General features: G+C 49.3%; 18 protein-coding genes. 16 read left to right on the top strand and 2 right to left on the bottom strand.

Annotation, left to right across the window (positions count from 1 at the left end):
* Positions 1-85: 85 nt before the first annotated feature.
* From D0S45_06965 to D0S45_06900, 14 genes are all read left to right on the top strand, one after another.
* Positions 86-499, top strand: a complete 414-nt coding sequence (locus D0S45_06965; GenBank protein ID TIH17392.1) for a DUF2318 domain-containing protein — start codon at positions 86-88, stop codon at positions 497-499.
* 12 nt (positions 500-511) lie between these two features.
* Positions 512-1,672, top strand: coding sequence for an ABC transporter permease (locus tag D0S45_06960; protein TIH17391.1), 1,161 nt, complete (start codon positions 512-514; stop codon positions 1,670-1,672).
* 8 nt (positions 1,673-1,680) lie between these two features.
* Positions 1,681-2,343 carry an ABC transporter ATP-binding protein gene (locus D0S45_06955; protein TIH17390.1) on the top strand — a complete coding sequence of 221 codons (663 nt, stop codon included), beginning with the start codon at positions 1,681-1,683 and terminating at the stop codon, positions 2,341-2,343.
* Between the two features lie 209 nt (positions 2,344-2,552).
* Entirely contained in the window at positions 2,553-3,038 is a 486-nt protein-coding gene (locus D0S45_06950) for a periplasmic heavy metal sensor (GenBank protein TIH17389.1), read from the top strand.
* Positions 3,039-3,385: 347 nt separating this feature from the next.
* Entirely contained in the window at positions 3,386-3,853 is a 468-nt protein-coding gene (locus tag D0S45_06945) for a periplasmic heavy metal sensor (protein ID TIH17388.1), read from the top strand.
* A 149-nt stretch (positions 3,854-4,002) separates the two neighbouring features.
* The gene (locus D0S45_06940) at positions 4,003-4,860 is read left to right on the top strand and encodes a DUF4405 domain-containing protein (protein TIH17387.1); all 858 of its coding nucleotides are present in this window, start codon (positions 4,003-4,005) and stop codon (positions 4,858-4,860) included.
* A gap of 15 nt (positions 4,861-4,875) precedes the next feature.
* Positions 4,876-6,609, top strand: coding sequence for a PAS domain-containing protein (locus tag D0S45_06935; GenBank protein ID TIH17386.1), 1,734 nt, complete (start codon positions 4,876-4,878; stop codon positions 6,607-6,609).
* Positions 6,609-8,018: a sigma-54-dependent Fis family transcriptional regulator gene (locus D0S45_06930; GenBank protein ID TIH17385.1), complete on the top strand. Its 1,410-nt coding sequence runs from the start codon at positions 6,609-6,611 to the stop codon at positions 8,016-8,018. Before D0S45_06935 ends, D0S45_06930 begins: the two co-directional genes overlap by 1 nt.
* A gap of 611 nt (positions 8,019-8,629) precedes the next feature.
* Complete coding sequence (locus D0S45_06925) at positions 8,630-9,820, top strand: glycine betaine/L-proline ABC transporter ATP-binding protein (protein ID TIH17384.1); 1,191 nt, start codon at positions 8,630-8,632, stop codon at positions 9,818-9,820.
* Position 9,821: 1 nt separating this feature from the next.
* Positions 9,822-10,655, top strand: a complete 834-nt coding sequence (locus D0S45_06920) for a proline/glycine betaine ABC transporter permease (protein ID TIH17383.1) — start codon at positions 9,822-9,824, stop codon at positions 10,653-10,655.
* Positions 10,656-10,685: 30 nt separating this feature from the next.
* On the top strand, positions 10,686-11,540 hold the full coding sequence (locus D0S45_06915; GenBank protein ID TIH17382.1) for a glycine betaine ABC transporter substrate-binding protein: 855 nt from the start codon (positions 10,686-10,688) through the stop codon (positions 11,538-11,540).
* Between the two features lie 146 nt (positions 11,541-11,686).
* The gene (locus D0S45_06910; GenBank protein TIH17381.1) at positions 11,687-12,742 is read left to right on the top strand and encodes an HDOD domain-containing protein; all 1,056 of its coding nucleotides are present in this window, start codon (positions 11,687-11,689) and stop codon (positions 12,740-12,742) included.
* Between the two features lie 143 nt (positions 12,743-12,885).
* The gene (locus tag D0S45_06905) at positions 12,886-13,110 is read left to right on the top strand and encodes a NifU family protein (protein TIH17380.1); all 225 of its coding nucleotides are present in this window, start codon (positions 12,886-12,888) and stop codon (positions 13,108-13,110) included.
* 241 nt (positions 13,111-13,351) lie between these two features.
* The gene (locus D0S45_06900; protein ID TIH17379.1) at positions 13,352-14,746 is read left to right on the top strand and encodes a glutamate--tRNA ligase; all 1,395 of its coding nucleotides are present in this window, start codon (positions 13,352-13,354) and stop codon (positions 14,744-14,746) included.
* Positions 14,747-14,841: 95 nt separating this feature from the next.
* On the opposite strand, the gene D0S45_06895 is transcribed toward D0S45_06900, so the two are convergent.
* Together D0S45_06895 and D0S45_06890 are read right to left on the bottom strand one after the other, a co-directional pair.
* A complete protein-coding gene (locus tag D0S45_06895; protein TIH17378.1) occupies positions 14,842-15,615 on the bottom strand; it encodes an ABC transporter substrate-binding protein in 774 nt (257 codons plus the stop codon).
* A gap of 39 nt (positions 15,616-15,654) precedes the next feature.
* Positions 15,655-16,413 carry an ABC transporter substrate-binding protein gene (locus tag D0S45_06890; protein TIH17377.1) on the bottom strand — a complete coding sequence of 253 codons (759 nt, stop codon included), beginning with the start codon at positions 16,411-16,413 and terminating at the stop codon, positions 15,655-15,657.
* Between the two features lie 184 nt (positions 16,414-16,597).
* Here D0S45_06890 and D0S45_06885 point away from each other — a divergent pair, with 184 nt between their 5' ends.
* Positions 16,598-18,265 carry a gamma-glutamyltransferase family protein gene (locus tag D0S45_06885; protein ID TIH17376.1) on the top strand — a complete coding sequence of 556 codons (1,668 nt, stop codon included), beginning with the start codon at positions 16,598-16,600 and terminating at the stop codon, positions 18,263-18,265.
* Positions 18,266-18,506: 241 nt separating this feature from the next.
* A complete protein-coding gene (locus D0S45_06880) occupies positions 18,507-19,496 on the top strand; it encodes a TAXI family TRAP transporter solute-binding subunit (GenBank protein TIH17375.1) in 990 nt (329 codons plus the stop codon).
* Positions 19,497-19,668 lie beyond the last annotated feature (172 nt).

Raw genomic sequence — 19,668 nt, 5'->3', positions numbered from 1 at the left:
ATCAAAATCATTATTTATTGAAATAACTACCCTTGCACACTAATTGCATACCTTTGCGGTATAGTTTTAAAAAGGAGAAGTTTTCATGAAAAAAATGATTTTGCTGCTGGCATTCATGCTGCTGCCTTCAGCTGGCTTTGCAGGAATGGAGATAGGACCGCAGGAACTGACCATTCCCATTAATGAAGTAAATGACGGGAAAGCACACTACTACTCAATAGATCTGGACGGAAAAGAAATCCGTTTCTTTGTAGTGCGTAGCAAAGACGGAATTATCAGGGCTGCTTTTGATGCCTGTGATGTCTGCTACCGCTCTAAGAAAGGATATTCCCAGCAGGGAGATTTCATGGTCTGCAACAACTGCGGCATGCGCTTTCATTCCACGCGCATCAATGTGGTTAAAGGCGGTTGCAACCCATCACCGCTTGAAAGACAGACCAAAGATGATAAGCTTGTAATTTCTCTGGATGCAGTCAGGTCCGGAGCCATATACTTCTAAGGAGCGCAACAGATGAACCTTTTCACCATCCCTTTGCGCAACCTTGGACGCAGACCCTTGCGCACAATATTGCTTTGCGCGGTATTCACTGTGGGAGTCATGTCCGTGGTTTCCATCCAGCTGCTTTCCACGGTCGTGGGTAACAGTCTTGAAGAAAAAATGAGTAAATTCGGGGCCAACATACTGATCACCCCGAAAACCGAATCCCTTTCGGTTAGCTACGGCGGTCTGGACCTCGGCAACGTGGCCTACGGATCTCATGAACTGGACGGAACTCCGGTACTGAAATCGATCCGGTCTATTGAACTAAAGGAAAGACTCAGTGCTGTTGCACCCAAATTCGCCGCCATTTCTAAAGTGAAAGGGCAGCAGGTCGCGGTTGTCGGGGTCAGCATGGCTGATGAATTGAGTATCAAAACACACTGGTACCCGCTGGGCCGCTTCCCGGAAAATCAAAATGAAATCCTGCTCGGTTTCAATGCCGCCCATAAACTGGGGATAAAACCTGAAGACACACTTGAGATAGAAGGAAATAAACTCCTGACCGCCGGAATCCTCGACCCCACCGGAACCGAAGACGATAACGTTATCTTCATGGACATCGACTTGCTGCGCAACAGTGTGGGGCGGCCCGGAGCCGTTCATTTTATTGAGGTTGCCGCTTTATGCGCCGGTTGTCCCATTGATGAAATAGTACAGCAGATCGTCAAGGTTGTCCCCAGTGCGGAAGTAAAAGCCCTGCAACATGTGGTTAAGCAACGCATGTCCGCCATCGGCTTTGTGAATCAAATGGCTTGGACCGTAAGCGGAGTAATCCTGCTCACCGCCTGCTTTATGATCGGACTTTCCATATTTTCGGCAGTGAATGAACGCAAAACCGAAATCGGTCTCATGCGCTCACTGGGCTTTTCCACAGGATCGGTCTTTTCCATATTCTGCCTTGAGGCACTTCTCATGGGTTGTATCTCAGGAATTCTCGGTTATCTGGGCGGTTTCTTCGCCAGTGGAGAAATTCTCAAGAACCTGAATATGGGGGAAGCTGAAATAGCTTTTGACCCGCTGGCCTTTGGAATCACTTTTCTGGCTGTTGCAGGACTGGCTGTTCTCTCAGCCACTATCCCGTCACTTCGCGCCACCCGCGTTGATCCATCAAGAACCCTTGTTTCACTGTAAGGACAACCATGCTTAAAACAGAATCAATTACCCATAGTTACGGTGAAGGGACCACAGCTGTAACTGTACTGGACGATGTTTCAATCAATATCCCCGAAGGTGGATTCACCTCCATTGTCGGCCGCTCCGGGTCCGGTAAATCTACTTTGCTGAGCGTTATCTCCAGCCTGCTTCGCCCGGAACAGGGAACAGTCTACTTTAAAGACCGCGAAATTACTTCTCTGTCCGGGTCAGAGATCGACAAGCTCAGGAAAGAGGAATTCTCCATCATCTTCCAGTCCCACCATCTGCTTCCTTACCTGACCGCCCACGAAAATGTGCTTCTACCCTTTCTGGACAGTATCAGTCCGGCCAGCCGTGAAACATTTGAGCACGGCCTGAACTGCCTTGAACGGGTAGGGCTAAGCGGCAAGGAAAACCGCCTGCCGGGACAGCTTTCCGGGGGTGAACAGCAGCGTGTAGCCATTGCAAGAGCTTTGGTGAAATCTCCTTCCATATTATTTGCGGACGAACCATGCGGCAGTCTGGATAAGGCAACCGGCAATGAAATCATGGAAATCCTCCAAAATCTTAATGATGAAGGGCTGACCATAGCCATGGTCACCCATGAGCGCATTCACGCCAGCATGGCTAAGGATACGATTTTACTGGAAGACGGCAGAACTCTTTAGAAACATTAAGTTTTATAAGTGCATTTTAACATTAATTCTGCACAAGATGTGCATGTTTGCGCAGGTCTTTGCATAACCATTTTCAGACTAAGCGGGTAGATATTTAACCATAAATTCAACAGGTTTAACACCTTACAGAAAATGGCACGGGCTGTGCTTTAAGGGAATTACGAGGCAACAAGAACTCATACCACTCCAAGGAGAGAACTATGAAAAAGAAAATCGTGATTCCCGTAGTAGCAATTATGGTAATGGCCATGGCCGGAACAGCAATGGCCCGCGGCGGATTTCACCAAGGCAACCACGATGGATACCATAACGGTCCCCGCCAGATCTTCGAGCAGCTTACCCCTGAAAAACAGCAGGAAGTAAAAGCCATCTTCCAGAAGCACCAAGACGAATTCCAGACCATTAAAACCAAAATGTGGGCCAAACGCACCGAGCTGAACGCACTAGTCGATTCCGGCAAGGCCGACCAGAAAACCATCAGCAAGTTGGTTAAGGAAATGGTTGAACTCAGAACTAAAAGCTATGACCTCCGTAAGCAGGTCAATGAAGAACTTGAAACAGCCACAGGAATTGATATGCCCATGCGCGGATTACGCGGCAGTTTCGGTGGTCGCGGCTTTGATGACGACGGTCCCCGCAAAGGGAACAGACACGGCAATGACCACAGAGGGCACTGGAACTCTTAGTCTAAATATATAATCCCATCATCCCCTGCATAGAAATAGAACACTCCTCCCCCCTGTTATAAGGAGGCCCCTCCCCGGGCCTCCTTTTTTATTTTAATAAAGCACCATCACTCCCTATCCACGCCTTGCATCTGGATCTTTCTAAGCAGACGGCCAATCACTGCAAAAAGCAGGTGAGCGTGCACTTCTTGTGCAATCAACTGCACATATATTTTGCACTTACACTAACACCACCAGTTGCACAAAATAGCTAAGTCACTTATTACATTATCTTTTCAACTTTGGCACGCCACATGCTTTATGCCAGCCTGAGAGGGCAACAACTTTTAACCGCATCAGGAGATCATATGAAGAGAAAAACTCTGATTCCGCTGATCGTCGTGCTGGTTCTGGCAGTAGCTTCTGTCGCCATGGCACGAAACGGTTACCGGAGTACCGGCTACCATAATGGTAACTGGGCTGCATATGAACAACTGACACCTGAGAAACAACAGCAGGTGCAGGACATCATCAAAAAATATGAATCCACATTCCAGACCCTGAAAAGCGATCAGTGGGCAAAACACACTGAACTCAATGCTCTGGTAGAGTCCGGCAAAGCCGACAAGGATACCATCCATGCTCTGGTAAAGGAACTCACCGAAGTACGAAATAAGCTTTACGCCGAACACAGCAAAATGGCTGACGAAATAGAAAAAGAAACCGGCCTGACCTTCCCCCCCATGGGGCAGGGAATCGGCAAGGGCGGCAGAGGCTGCGGTAACTATCGGCAGGGTAACTGCCCCGCTGGCGGATGTCCGGGCCAACGTTCCTAAAACCCTTTAAATAACGTTCATCTACACTTAATTACAGGAAAACGGATAAAAAAGGAGGACTGCTTGGTCCTCCTTTTTTTTATTAAAATTACTTCCACTTGCAGGGCTATTTAAGTTACTAATATCAGAGCAAATTAAAGGAGAATCACATGTTTAGAAAAATCACATCCCTGACCAGCTTTTTTTCTTTTATAGTCCTGATTATCACCAGCGTAGTCCTCTATATAGTTCCTCAGGGACGAGTAGCCTACTGGGCGGACTGGACTCTTCTCGGCCTGAGCAAAGAACAATGGGGCGACATCCACATCTGCACCGGAGTGCTTTTTCTAGTTGTTTCCATTCTGCACATCTGGCTGAATTGGAAGCCAATCCTCGCCTACCTCAAGAAAAAGGCCGGGCAAGCAAATTTCACATCCCCAGCATTTTACATCAGCCTTATCCTCACACTTTTCGTGACCTTCGGTACCTTGGCTGAGTTGCCGCCTATGAAGCAGGTGCTGGAATTCAGCAAATACTTTCAGGCCAGAGGTGAAGCAAAATACGGAATACCCCCTTATGGGCATGCCGAACTCAGCCCGCTGCAAATTTTCTGCAAACGTATGGGACTTGATTTAGAGAAGGCTGCGGCCTCCATCAAAAATGCAGGTATTGAACTTGAATCCACCAAGGAACCCATCAAGTCCATAGCCAACAAGGCTGGCCTGACTCCCAAGGAAGTTCATGAAATCATCCTTAAAGACCAACCCGGTAAAAAAAGTTCCGTGAAAAAAGACACCGAAAGTGCTCCGAATAAGCAGGAACAATCTCACTCTGCGGGAGCCGGAACCGGAATCGGGCGTATGAGTCTTGAACAATATTGCGCGAAATTTAATCTGGACCTGAACACTTCTTTAGGGATTCTGCGCGAAAAAGGTGTAGTTATTGACAAAGATACCCCCATCAAGGAAATTGCAGGTGCACTTGGTCTTGACTCTCCGCGTGCCATAAACACCTTGCTCAATCCGTAAACAGAACCGGACTAAATGGAATTAAGCTCACAAAAATCGCATAAACTGCCACTTGCTCTGGCACTTCTGGCCCTGATTCTCCTCGGGGCCGGAAGTTTGTACCTTACTTGGCACAACCTGCGCCAGATGCACCAGACAGTATTCGAGCACATGCTGCTCTCCGCACGCTCCATTGCGCGCGGTCTGGATATCCAGTTGGTGGAGGGTGCACGGCGTATGCGCTCACCGGGGATGCATAACAGGCGCATGCCTGATGAATTGATCCCTGATGCACGGGAATTGTTCAGAGAAATGGTTGCACAGGGAGACCTGCTATACATCGCGCTCTACGGACCGGACCACAAACCCATGTTGGTGGTGGAACAAAATAAAGACGACGATTCCACATACACACCGCCCTCCGGGCTATTCAACATGATCACCAAAATGCGGGAATCAAGCACCCCGGTCATGATCAAGGGGAAAGCGGCCCTGCTTTACGGCACCGTGGGCCAGCCTGTTCTGCAACGGCTGTACGGCCACAAGAAACGCGGGTTTATGCCCCCGCAAAACCGGGAAACATATCTGCTGCTGGGCCTCAGCGCGGAAAAACATTTACGCCAGTTCAACCAGTACCGCAGAGCCGCCCTTTTACAGACCGGATATATCTTTCTGGCCGGACTGGTCCTCTGGCTGCTGGCTGTGGCCTATTTTCAACGTCGCGAAGAAGGTAAAAAGCTGACCCGACTGGAACGGTTCCAAGCCAACCTGCTGGACAACATGCCCGACGGACTGCTGACCCTCTCCCCGCAGGGAGCCATTCTGTCAGCTAACGGTTCGGCGCATAAACTTCTGCAAAGCCCGACGGATGAAGTTCTGGTAGGCAAAAACTGGAATGATTTCTATTACGAATCCCTACAGGATTTCAAACGGGAAGATGTAATATGGGAGCATGTTCGACTGGGCGGCAAGAACCTTGAGCTGATTCTCTTCCCCTACTTTGAAAGCAGGAAAGAACAACGGACCATGATCATCATCCGTGACCGCACCGACATCGCGGGACTGGAAGAAGATCTTTACGAAGCACGTAGACTGGCTTCCATCGGTTCTCTGGCTGCCGGAGTGGCCCATGAAATCCGCAATCCACTAAGTTCTCTGCGCGGATTCGCCCAGCTCTTTGCGGATAAATTCAAGGATGAACAGCCTTACGGAACCTACGCCACAACCATGCTTACTGAAGCAGACCGCTTAAACAGAGTTGTCACCGACCTGCTTTACCTGTCCAAACCCCATGAGCTTAATCCAGAGTCCCTTAACTTGCGCAAAATCTGCGAATCCATGCAGACCCTAATGGGCTTTGACCTTGAGCACAAAGGCACCAAGTTGCACAGTGAACTGCATACCGAGCACGTATATGCCGACCCGGACGGAATCCGGCAGGTACTGTTAAATCTGCTGGTCAACAGCCTTGATGCGGTCCCCGATAAGAACGGCAAGATATCGATCATTGCCGAAACCACCGAAAACGGGGTCTGGGTCAGCGTCTGTGACAACGGTCCGGGGATGCCTGATGATATACGCAAACACGCTCTTGAACCATTTTTCACCGACAAGCCCAAAGGAACCGGTTTAGGGCTTGCCATTGTCAATACAATCATGCGCGGACACAACGGACGGGTAACCATTTCCGCACCGGACAGGCCCGGACCACTGGATGGGACCTGCGTAAAACTCTTCTTTCCAAAGCCGCGTGACGAAGGATCTGAATAATGAATGCCATAGGAAAAAACGTACTCATAGTTGACGATGAACCGTCGCTGCGCATGCTCATTCGGGCTGTGCTCGAAGGTGACGGCTGGAACGTGCATGAAGCCCAGTCCGGCGAGCAGGCTCTTGAGATGCTTCCCGGCCTGACCTTGAACGCAGCCTTGATCGATATGCGCATGGAGGGCATGGACGGCATGGCCCTGCTGGGAGAATTAAACAGCGTCATGCCCGGACTGCCGGTGATCATGCTTACGGCATACGGTAATGTGAACTCCGCAGTAATAGCCATGAAACATGGTGCCTTCGACTACCTGACCAAGCCCGCAGACAATGAAGAACTAAAGGCGGTCATGGCTAAGGCCCTTGATTATTCCCGACTGGTGGATGAAAATGAAAAACTTAAGTCCGCTGCCGGGGCCACGGAAGAAATGATCGGCAGTTCACAGGGCATGCTCCATGTGAAAGACCTCATTGAACAGGCCGGGCCATCTGAAGCCACCATCCTTGTGCTTGGTGAATCAGGAACCGGTAAGGAACTTGTGGCCGAAGGTCTGCACCGGGCCAGCCAGCGGGCGGACAAACCCTTAATCAAAGTCAACTGCGCAGCCCTTCCGGCCGACCTACTGGAAAGTGAACTTTTCGGCTACATGAAAGGAGCCTTTACCGGAGCCAATGCGAACAAACCCGGACGGTTCCAACTCGCTTCCGGCGGAACCCTTTTTCTTGACGAAATCGGGGAAATGGACCCGGTGCTGCAAGCAAAGATTCTGCGGGCCTTACAGGAAAAGGTGGTCGAACCGCTGGGCAGTGTTTCCCCGGTGGAAACGGACGTGCGCATCATTGCTGCCACCAACCGAGACCTGAAGCTGGAAGTGGAAAAAGGAAATTTCCGCGAGGACCTCTATTATCGACTGAGTGTCCTTGAAATTAGCATTCCGCCCCTGCGTGACCGCGTGGGGGACCTGCCTTCTCTGATAGCCTACCTGCTGGAGAAACTGGGCCGCAAGAACAACAAAAAAGTGCGTTCGGTCAGCCCTTCTTTTCTGGATGCGCTGGGCCGATATGACTGGCCCGGAAACGTCCGTGAACTGGAAAATGTGTTGGAACGGGCCATCATCCTCAGTCGCAGCGAAGTACTCGGCCCGGAACTGCTGCCCCCGCAAGTACAAAACCCCACACCCCGGCGGACAATACCGGAACCAACCGCACTGACACAGGCGCAGCAACAGGCTCAACAATCAGCTCCCGCAACACCTCCGGGCACTACGACCCTTGATGATGCGGAGCGTCAGGCTTTAATCACCGCCCTTGAAGCCAACCAACATCACCGGGAACGGACAGCTGATGCACTGGGCATCAGCCGCAGGACCTTACAGTACAAATTAAAAAAGTACGGACTAACCCGTCGATAACCAATCCCTAAAGCCAATCAATCAGGCCCGGAAACGTCTTGTTTCCGGGCTTTTTTATAAGCTGGAGCAATTATTCCCGATTCTCTCCATTCTCATTCCATCACCCTCTGCAATCTATTCTGAGCTCACTTCAGCTCACTTTCATTGCTAAAAGGGCACAAGGCCCAATCAATCCAAACAAAAATCAATCTTATTTGACACAAGCGTATATTTTATCTACCCTTAAAATTCGAGTTCAATAATTTTTGAACCCGACACAGAGACTGTTTAATCCTTTTTAACGCAGTCACAAAATTAGGCAGAAGTGAGTTTTTACTTCATCAAAAAGCAGCTTATACAAACTGTACTTTGCCAATGCAAAAACCATACTTTTCAAAAACAACATCAAACACAACTACAACAAAGCCATACTGCATAGAAAAATGCATCTTAAACAAAAATACTACATAAAACCGACCGGTACGCCCGTTCAGGAAATCAACCCTAATTCCGCCCCGGAAAAAATCCCCCTCCTCTTCTCTCTTTCTCTCATCAGCACAACTTCCAATTAGTTTTCTACTGCCCTCCTTAAAACGGGAGGACAGTGTTTAGTTTTATTTAACGGAGAAGTCATGGAAAAAATCAGAGTCGAAAACCTCTATAAAATCTTCGGTAACAACCCTAAGAAAATCATTCCGATGCTTGAACAGGGGTCTACCAAAGATGAAATCATGGAAAAAACCAAACACGGTGTGGGCGTTAACAACGCTTCATTCGGTGTTGAAGAAGGTGAGATAGTTGTGGTCATGGGTCTTTCCGGTAGCGGAAAATCCACCCTTGTCCGCTGCATCAACAGGCTAATTGACCCCACCGGCGGAAAAATATTCATTGACGGGGAAGACATCACCACCCTGAGTATGAGTAAACTGCGTAAAATCAGGCTTGAAAAACTGGGCATGGTTTTTCAGAACTTCGCCCTTTTCCCGCACCGTACGGTCCTTAAAAACACTGAATACGGACTGGAAATAGCAGATACAGACCCTGAGACCCGCAAGAAAAAGGCCATGGATGCCCTCGAACTGGTAGGTCTCAGCGGCTGGGAAGATTCATACCCGGACCAGCTTTCCGGGGGCATGCGCCAAAGAGTCGGACTGGCCCGCGCGCTGGCTCTCGACCCGGATATCCTGCTCATGGACGAAGCTTTCAGTGCACTTGATCCGCTCATCCGCCGCGACATGCAGGATGAACTCATCAACCTGCAAGAACGCATGCACAAAACCATCGTATTCATCAGCCATGACCTCGACGAAGCGCTTAAGCTCGGCGACCGCATTGTGCTCATGAAAGACGGTGAAATTGTACAGATAGGCACACCGGAAGAGATCCTCACCGAACCTGCCACAGAATACGTTCGACGCTTTGTGGAGGACGTTGATATCACCAAGGTCCTTACCGCTGAATCTGTCATGAAAAAAATTGACGCTGTGGCCTATATAAAAACCGACGGTCCCAGAGCTTCCCTGCGCAAAATGCGCAAAAACAACATCTCCAACCTCTTTGTCCTCGACGAAAAGCACAAGCTCATCGGCATGCTAAATGCCGCGGACTGCGCCAAACTCGTGGAAGCTGGAGGCAAGGACATCAAGACCATTATGCATACCGACTTGCAGGCCGTTGATCTAGACTGCCCGGCACAGGAACTGTTTAACATCATGCAGGACCGGACGCTTCCCCTGCCGGTCATCAACTCTGAAAATAAACTGAAAGGTGTCATTGTCCGCGGCACCCTTATCGGTGCCCTCGCTGAAAGAGGAGGTAAATAGAATGAATGTCCCACGCATTCCCGTCGGGGAAGTAATTGAATCGTCGATTGATTTTCTGGTGGAACACTTTTCATTCGCCACCAAGGCCTTCTCCGCAGTACTTGAAGCCGGTCTGGATGTAGTTGAAGGAGCCATGAGGGCCTGCCCCCCGTGGATGTTCATTATTATTATCGCGGCCATCACCCTGCGGCTGACCAAAAGCAAAAGAACCACTATTTTTGCTGCGGCCGGGTTGCTGCTAATCTGGAACATGGGACTGTGGAAGGCCACGGTCAGCACCATTGCGCTGGTTATTGTATCCACTCTGCTGGCACTTATGATCGGAATCCCCATCGGCATTGTGGCTGCAATGAACAAACATGTTAACCGAATAGTCATGCCTGTACTTGACGTAATGCAGACCATGCCGGCTTTCGTATACCTGATCCCGGCCATCCCGTTTTTCGGGCTGGGCAAGGTTGCTGCAATTTTTTCAACAATCATCTTTGCCATGCCCCCGTCCATCAGGCTGACCTGCCTCGGAATCAAGCAGGTACCTGAAGAACTGGTGGAGTGCGCCGAGGCATTCGGCTCCAACCGCTGGCAGAGACTCATTAAACTCGAACTTCCCATTGCCACTCCGACCATCATGGCCGGAGTCAACCAGACAGTCATGTTGGCCCTCTCCATGGTGGTCATCGCCGCCATGATCGGAGCCAAGGGGCTTGGCGGAGAAGTCTGGAAAGCAATCCAGAGATTGCAGATGGGCAAGGGGTTCGAGGCAGGAATCGGAATCGTCATCGTGGCCATGATCATGGACCGCGTACTTCAGAACATTGGGTCTGGCAAAAAATAGCCGGAGCCGAAACTTTATCGGGAGACTACAATGAAAAAGGTGCTAACTTTAATTCTCGCGGCCCTGCTTGTTGCGGCTTTTGCCGTGCCCTCTTTCGCAGGCGACAAAAAGAAGGTCAAACTGGCTTACGTAGAGTGGGATTGCGCTACAGCAACCACCAACGTGCTTAAAGCGGTTATTGAAGAACGCTTGGGCTACGAATGCGAAGTTATTCCTGTTGCAGCAGCTGTCATGTGGCAGGGCGTTGCTTCCGGTGATGTTGACGGTATGGCTGCTGCATGGCTGCCCGCGACCCACGCCGAATACCTTAAACGTCTCCAAAAAGACGTTGTTAATCTCGGCCCTAACGTAACTGGCGCAAGACTAGGCTGGGCTGTTCCCTCCTACGTTACTGCGGAGTCCATTGCGGACCTCAACAAATACGCAGACAAATTTGACGACAAAATCATCGGCATTGACCCCGGCGCAGGCATCATGATGCTTTCCGAGGAAGCCATTAAAAAATACAACCTTGACAAATTCGAGATCATGGAAGGCTCCGGCGCAACCATGACCGCTGCACTGGGCGACGCAATCAAGAACAAAGAATGGATTGCTGTTACCGCATGGTCCCCACACTGGATGTTTGGCCGCTGGGACCTCAAATATCTCGATGACCCCAAGAAGGTTCTCGGCGAATCCGAAACCATCAACACAGTCGTACGCAAAGGACTGGATAAGGATATGCCTGAAGTCTATGCCTTCCTCAACAAATTTGCATGGAAAGACGCAAACCAGATGCAAATGGTTATGGCTTGGAATCAGGAAAAGGGAGCCGATCCTTATGACAACGCCAAGCGTTTCATTAAGGAAAACAAAGCTCAGGTTGATTCCTGGCTGAAATAAGCAACGCAGCTTATAGCAAAACAAACAAGGCCTCCTGGATAATCTTCCTGGAGGCCTTGTTATTTTCTACGCTGAGAGCTTCCCCTCGTACTTCTTTTAATATATTATAAAACCAAGAAATTCAAAGAAATCCAAGGCGGCTGACCATGACTGAACACACACCCGTCCCTGAAGAGATCATGCAAAAGGCTAGTGCATTGATGGAGGACCGTTTTACCCGTACCGACCGGGAACAGCCAGTCGTGGCTACACTTTTCGAACTGGGTCTAGCCCATGTTACCCGTGACCTCATGGAGAGCCCGGAACTTTACAAACCGCAGCCTGAACTGCCCATGCCTAAAGAAAAGTTCGATCAGGTGGACCCGATATCGCTTATGCGCACCGAGATCAAACTGCCTTCCCTGCCGCAAGTTTTCATTGAAATGCGTCAGACCATCAATGATCCGGCAAGTTCTGCTTCCGATCTGGCAAAAGTCATATCAAGGGACACAGCCCTATCAGCCTTTCTGCTGCGCATGGTCAATAGCGCTTTTTACAGTTTTCCCGCTCAAATCGATACCATTTCAAGGGCTGTGGCTGTGGTCGGAACCAACCAGCTGTCCACCCTTGCCATGGGAACATCAGTCATGGATATGTTCAAAGGTTTACCGGCTGATATCATTGATCTGGAACTTTTCTGGCGGCACAGCTTCGCCTGCGGAATCATAGCCAGCCAACTTTCCAAGACTTTCAAACAGGGCACTCCGGAAAAATGCTTTGTTGCCGGACTGCTGCACGACATAGGCCGCCCGGTATTAATGATGGCTCTGCCTAAGCAGGCAATTGCGGCCACTGCCATTTCACGCAACAAGAAGGCCCTCATGTTCAAGGCCGAGCGGGTCGTTACCGGATTTGACCACGCCGAACTTGGCAGCATGCTGCTGCGTAAGTGGAACCTGCCTTTTTCATTAGTCAGCGCAGTACTCAACCACCACAATCCCACCAAAGCAGCCAAATCACCGGAAGCGCTTTATGTCTATTTCGCGAATATCATCGCCAAGACCATGGGAATCGGGGGAAGCGGAGATTTCTTCATCCGCAATGTGAACAATGAAAGATGGGAAAAAAACGGACTGACTCCTGAAAAGTTACGGGAGCTTGACGCTGCACTGGCTCCGGTTCTGGATGACGCATTTGCCATCCTGAAAAATATGACTGCTTAAAAGACTCACTCAAAATAAAAACTGATTATCTTACATACACCCATAAACTTATCACTTCGACACAGTGTGAACGGGCACTCACGGGTTTGACAAGGTCCTTTAAAGAAAGTACTTGAGCGGGCATACCAAACGGAGGATTTACCATGCACGATAAAGTCGAAGCCGCTCTTGACAAGGTCAGACCCTTTCTTCAGGCTGACGGCGGTAACGTAGAACTCGTAGAGGTAACTGACAAAGGCATTGCCAAAGTACGTTTGCAGGGAGCCTGCAAGGGTTGCCCCATGTCCCAGATCACCTTGAGAAACGCCATCGAGCGGACCCTGCTCAAGGAGCTTCCCGAACTCAAAGGCGTAGAGCCTGCTGAATAGAATCTTTCTGGTCGGAGGCAACTCCGGCCGATTGGCAAATTAAACAGTACTGGGCCTTTTGGCTCAGTTGATAATACCGCCCTTGATGGCGGATTTTTTACGTTTTTTCCCGCACAATTTACCAGCCACAACGGCGAAGCCCTAATAAGAAGTTTTGGGATTCTCAAACCCTTTTCCCAAAAGGGCTTGAGGCCCCCGGCAGGGCCGCCGGAGGCATACTATATTTCAGGAGACAACCATCATGGCTAAGACCGTAACCCGTTTTGCCCCCAGTCCCACCGGACATCTGCACATCGGTGGAGCACGCACCGCACTTTTCGCATGGCTTCTTGCCAAGCACGACGGCGGAGACTTTGTGCTGCGCATCGAAGACACCGACCGTGAACGTTCCAAGCAGGAATACACCGACGCCATTCTTGACTCCATGAAATGGCTGGGCATGGACTGGAACGAAGATCCCGTTTACCAGAGTGATCGCTTCGACCTTTACAACGGATACATCGACCAGCTTCTGGAAGAAGGTAAAGCCTATTGGTGCGACTGTACTTCCGAACAGGTAGACGCCATGCGCGAGAAGGCCATGAAGGAAAAACGCAAGCCCAAATATGACGGTTCCTGCCGCGAGAAAAATATCGGTCCCGGCGAGAACAGGGTAGTACGCTTCAAAGCCCCCCTCGAAGGCCGTACCAATTTCACCGACATGATCAAAGGACCCATCAGCGTGGAAAACGGTGAAATGGATGATATGATCCTGCGCCGCAGCGACGGCTCTCCCACCTACAACCTCGCAGTTGTAGTGGACGACCACACCATGGGTGTTACCAGCGTTCTGCGCGGAGATGATCACGTCAACAACACCCCGCGCCAGATCCAGATTTACCAAGCTCTCGGTTGGGATGTACCTAAATTCGGTCATGTGCCCATGATCCTCGGTCCGGACAAGAAAAAACTTTCCAAACGTCACGGCGCGCTTTCCGTTATGGAATACGAAAAAATGGGTTACCTGCCCGAAGCTGTGGTCAACTACCTTGTTCGTCTGGGCTGGTCTCACGGCGATCAGGAAATTTTCTCCCGTGAAGAATTGATCGAGCTTTTCAACACCGATCATCTCGGCAATTCCCCGTCTGTATTCGATACCAAGAAGCTGGACTGGGTAAACAGCGAGTATATCAAAGCCAAGGCTCCTGCGGACCTGATCTCCGGCATGCGTTCCTTCCTGCCCGAAGGCGTTGAAGCCGAAGATGCATATCTTGAAAAGATAATCCCTCTGCTTCAGCCCCGCTCCACCAATTACAAAGAAATGGCCGATATGTGTGATTTCTTCCTCGTGGACAGCGCAGTACTGGAGTATGACGAAAAGGCTGTTGCCAAAGTCTTCAAGCCCGAAGCAGTGGAAATCCTCAAGGAGCTGACCACTCGCATCGAAGCTGACGAAGAGTTCAGCCACGATTCCCTTGAAGCTGTATGCAAAGGCTTTCTTGAAGAGAAAGAACTTAAGTTCAAGGCCATCGGTCAGCCCGTGCGCCTCGCACTCTGCGGCCGCACCCAGTCCCCCGGCGGACTTTACGACCTCATGCTCGTGCTGGGCAAAGACGAGACCGTTGCCCGCATGAACCGCGCTGCAAGCCTGGTATAATTGAAAATATTCGTAAGACTCACTCAAAATACATTAAAAAAAAGCTTCGTATATCTTGCCGATATACGAAGCTTTTTTATATTCTGAAACATCACCTAATGAACTTGATCAGGCGGGAAATACTTATCTAAAACTCTCACCCACTCCCCTTCCTCCTTTAACTCATCCAGAGCCATCTGCCACTTGCGGATCACAGAATCAGGGGTGGTAGAAGAAAACGCAATGTAGGCGGAAGACTCAAAAAGAACCGGCCCCACCTGCTCGAAATCGTCTGTATCAAGTTCCGGTATCCCTTTTAAAAAAGGACCAATAGTTCTTTCTCCCATAGGAACAAAATCGACCCTTTCCCGCTGGACCTTGAAGAAATCAGACCGCTGAGAAGTGCTAACATCTAAGTTAGTAAAACCCATATTTGCAAGTTTATGATGAAAAAGATCGTCTCTCGTAACTCCAATCCTACCTATTTTTTTCGCATCCTCAACCCTGCTAAGCCGGAGAGGACTTCCTTTCTTTTTGTAAAAATAGATGTCAGTCAAAAAAACTGGCCCGACAAACTTAAATAATTTTTTTCTATCCTCGTTCAACGCCATGGGAAAAAGAACCTCACCGCGGTTCTTCTTCAACGTTATATAAGCTCTGGCCCAAGGATAAAAATAAATCTTGGCTGAAGGTTGACCGAGTTTATCTTCAATCATTCGAAACAATTCAACAAAAAGACCTGTTGGTTTGCCATTCTCAAGGTAACTGTACGGAGGATAATGTTCGGTCATAACATGAAAATCGGAAGCACGGACAAATGCAGAAGAGCTTAGAATGAAAGCAGCAAGAACAAGAGCAGCTAGAATTTTCATAATAACTTCATAGGTCATCCCAACAAAAAAAGCAAATAATAGCCCTGAAATATCAACTTAATGAACTGAATCAGGCGGAAAATATTTGTCTACAATTTTCAGCCATTCCCCTTCTCTCTTCAGCTCATCCAAAGCGACCTGCCATTTCTGCACAACCTCATCAGGGGTGTTCAATGCAAAAGCTAAATAATTGGTGGTAAAAAATATAGGCGGACCGACCCGCTCAAGCTGACTAAAATCAAGCTCAGGATTACGCTTAAAAAAATAAGAAATAGCCTTCCTGCCCATGGGAACAAGATCAACTCTGCCCCTGATCAACTTCAAGAAATCACATTTCTGGGATGAACTTACATCAAGGTTGGTATAACCCATGCTGACCAAATTCTGATGAAAAACGTCGGATCTGGTTACTGCTATTTTACCTACCTTTCTGGCATCATCAATTCGTTTTATATCAATACCGCTACCTTTTTTCCGATAGAAATATATATCATCCCAGAAAACAGGCCCAACAAATTTGAATTGTGCTGACCGTTCGGAAGTCATGCACATGGGAAAAAGTATATCCCCGACCCCGGACTCCAACATCTTATAGCCTCGAGCCCACGGATAAAACGTTATTTCAGATGGCTTCTCCCCAAGCTTTGCCTGAATCAGCTGCACAAGATCAATAAAAATACCCTTGCCTTCACTATCAATCTGATAACTATACGGGGGGTATTCTTCCGCCATTATTTTCAAGCTGGAAGCATGAGCATAGACAGTGCTGAAAAAAAGACAACACACCAACCCAAAAACACGAACACATGTAAACATGGTATAACAATAGTCATATCAACAGATAAAAGCAATCAGGATCGCAAGTACATCATAATTGACACAACTCTTTATCACCCACAATAGATGCATAAAAACGCACATGCTGCGCAGCTATTGCCTTTTACCTGCGATTGCTTCTAACATTGCCCAAAATGTCAACAACGCAACCGGAGCAGCTTCAATGTCCCCTTATGAAACTTCAAGTCACAACCTCCCTGAATTCACTTTCAATTCGCGTCGCTCCCCGGTTTACGCAACCAAGGGCATGGTAGCTTCAAGCCAGCCGCTGGCGACCGAAGCAGGACTGGAAATCCTTAGAGCAGGCGGTAATGCGGCAGACGCAGCCATTGCTGTAGCAGCAGCCCTTGCCGTGGTTGAGCCGTGCAGTACAGGTTTGGGTGGTGATGCATTCGCGCTCTATTACGATGCAGATGATAAAACAGTGTCCGCCCTGAACGGCTCCGGTAAATCCGCGCAGGATATTTCATTGGAAAAAATCACAGCCATGGGCATCTTCGGAGAACTCCCCCTACGCCACGCCATGACCGTCAACGTTCCCGGTGCCCTCGCCCTCTGGGCCGATCTAGTGGAACAGCACGGAAGTCTCAACCTTTCCAAAATTCTTAGTCCGGCAATCCGCTACGCCATGCAAGGTTTCCCGGTTAGCCCGGTCACCGCTCAATTATGGAGCGAAGGAACCGAAATTTTGCTAAAAAGTCCCGGCGGAGAACAGCTGCTTCTAGACAATAAAGCACCCCGTTGCGGTGAAGTCATGCTTAACCGCAATCTGGGATTGACTCTTGCCCGCCTTGCCGATTGTACGCCTACTGAAGCAAAAAAATCATTTTACCAAGGTGATATTGCTGAAAGAATCATTAAAATTATCCGCAACAACGGCGGCTTTATCACCCGCAACGATATGGCTGACCATTGCTCCCTTTTTCAGGAATCCATCAGCATTAATTACCGTGGTTATGAAATTCACGAATGCCCGCCCAACGGGCAAGGTTTAGCGGCCCTGCTGGCCCTGAATACCCTTGCGGATATTGATGTAGCCGGACTGGGTTCACCCTATTCAGCAAAACGCATGCACCATCTCATCGAAGCTATGCGGCTGGGATTTGCCGATGCCCGCCAGCATGTGGCTGACCCGCAGCATTACTTGCCACCGCTCCAAGAGCTTCTTTCACCAGCTTATGGAGCCAAAAGAGCCAGTCAAATTATCCCGGACCGGACCAACCCGGAAGCTAAATCAGGGGTTCCGGTCAATTCATCTGATACAGTATATTTCTGCGTTGTAGATAAGGATGGTAACGGCTGCTCCATGGTCAATTCCAACTACATGGGTTTCGGTACCGGAATCGTGCCTGATGAACTGGGATTCCCCTTGCAAAACCGAGGGCACAACTTTTCTCTCGATCCGGCCCATCCCAATGTACTTGCAGGCGGCAAGCGCAGCTACCATACGATCATTCCCGGAATCTGTCTGCGCGGAGATAAAACCCTGCACTCAACCTTCGGAGTCATGGGCGGATTCATGCAACCGCAAGGACACATGCAAGTAATATCGGCCATGCTTGATGACGGGGACGATCCGCAGGAAGCATTGAACAGACTGCGATTCTGCATTGAACCGGGCGAAGCTGGCAGTAATATATGCCTTGAGGAAGGCCTGCCCAGCGATACCATAGATAAACTTTCCGCCATGGGGCATGATATTGAAATACGAAGCGGATACAACCGCACCCTTTTCGGGCGGGGACAAATAATAGTGCGCGATTCGGACAAAGGAACGCTCTGTGCCGGGTGTGATCCCCGATCTGATGGATATGCTGCCGGACTGTGTTAACAGCAGTTCGGCACGCCAAAACAAATCACACAACTCTACATTTTATCAGGCGATCAGCTGATACAATACAACAATCAACACCTACAATAACATTCTTCTTACGAAGCAAGTGTACTAAATCATTGTAAAGCGCATTTTTTCTCCAATCTGGATCTTTTATTCATTCTGTACTATACACTCCATAATCCAGCGATCTACACAATTACACTCCTACCAGATAACGCCCAACCCCGGAGAAAGAATGCTTAAAAGACTATCATGCCTAGTTTTGGCCTGTATGCTCTGTCTGACCTTTGCTGCCGCCCCTTCACAAGCAAGTGACAAAAACCTGATCATCGCCACCGCTACCACCGGTGGAACATACTACCCTGTGGGCGTTGCCATCGGAACACTGGTCAGCATCAAACTCGCCAAAGCAGACAAAATCACCGCCACAGCCATCAACTCTGCCGGGTCCGGTGAAAACGTGCAGATGCTCAAGAACAAAGAAGCAGACCTCGCCATTCTTCAGGCACTCTTCGGCCTTAACGCATACAAGGGCGAAGGTCCGTACAAGGGCAAGGCATTCAAAGATTTCCGCTCAATCACCATGCTCTGGGAGAATGTTGAGCATTTCCCCCTGCTCAACAAGTACGTAAAAAATGGCGATATTTCCGATCTCAAAACTCTGGACAAAAAATTTTCCATCGGCAAACGCGGTAGCGGCACCGAAGGTTCAGGGCGCACTCTACTCAGAATTATGGGTGTAGATGTAAAAAAGGATCTCGTTCTTGAATTCCTCGGCTACACTCCTTCCGCACAGGCTATGATGGACGGACGTATTTCCGGAGCAAACATTCCCGCAGGCCCCCCCGCAGCAGCCATCACCCAGCTCTACGCTCAGCTTGGAGCGAATGATGTTACCGTGCTTGAATTCACCGATGCGCAGCTTGCAAAAATCCAGAAGGAATACCCCATCTGGAGCCGTTACGTAATCCCTGCAAAGACCTATCCTTCTCAGGACAAAGAAATCAGAACTATCGCCCAGCCCAACTTTCTGGCCTGTCGTGCTGATCTGCCCGACGAAGTAGTCTACAAAATCACCAAAACAATATTCGAAAACCTGCCCTTCCTGAATAATATCCACAAAGCAACCAAAGCCATGTCGCTGGAACGCGCCACAGCAGGGTTGCCCGCGCCCCTGCATCCCGGTGCTGAAAAATTCTACCGCGAAGTCGGTGTGATTAAATAATGCCAGTATAGCCTCCGGCGGCCCATTCGGGAAACCCTGCCGGGGGCCTTAAACCCTTTGAAAAGGGTTTAAGAATCCCAAACTTTTTTAATAATTTTAATCTGTCCGCATAACGAAAATTTCATAATCCACAACGGTGAAGCCCTATTAAAAGTTTCTCTGGCCGCCGGAG

This window comes from Marinifilum sp. JC120, from assembly GCA_004923195.1.
Classification (GTDB): Bacteria; Desulfobacterota; Desulfovibrionia; order Desulfovibrionales; family Desulfovibrionaceae; genus Maridesulfovibrio.
Note: the sequence above shows the minus strand (reverse complement) of the source record. Positions and strands in the feature narration are given on the sequence as shown.